The organism is Corallococcus praedator (assembly GCF_003612125.1).
GTDB lineage: Bacteria > Myxococcota > Myxococcia > Myxococcales > Myxococcaceae > Corallococcus > Corallococcus praedator.
This window is the reverse complement of record NZ_RAWI01001408.1, coordinates 1-390: the sequence shown is the minus strand read 5'-3', so window position 1 is coordinate 390 and position 390 is coordinate 1. Positions and strand designations below refer to the sequence as shown.

Below are 390 nucleotides of genomic sequence, written 5' to 3'. Positions count from 1 at the left end.
GATCCATATTCCGCATGGGAAACGCTGTATTGATTCCGACGAAGCCGCCTTTGGTTTCAAAAGGGCGTTGAACAATCTGACCCTTGAATTCAGGGGCATCGATGACTTTATCGTCGAGGTGACGGCTGTAAAGCCATTTCCGATTCTGTAGCGGTTCGATGTTCAGCAGTTTGGCCGTGGCCGTCTCGTCAAGCTGGTGAATGTCCTTCATGCCTACCGGACGAATTGTCTCGTGCGAATTATAAACATTGCCCACCATGGGAGACAAGTGAGCATGAAGCGATTTCCAGCCTTCCCGCGTCCCCAGATCAAGCTTCAACTGATCAGCGATAAAATTTATAATGGTGCCCTTGTCTTTGTTATCCTGGAAGGATGTGTACGCGTAATGAC

General features: G+C 49.0%; 1 protein-coding gene. It reads right to left on the bottom strand.

Translation table 11 applies throughout. The annotated features are described in order from the left end of the window. Positions 1-211, bottom strand: a 211-nt coding sequence (locus D7Y13_RS47580; protein ID WP_208734761.1) for a hypothetical protein, incomplete at its 3' end; no start/stop codon positions are given. Positions 212-390: the final 179 nt, after the last annotated feature.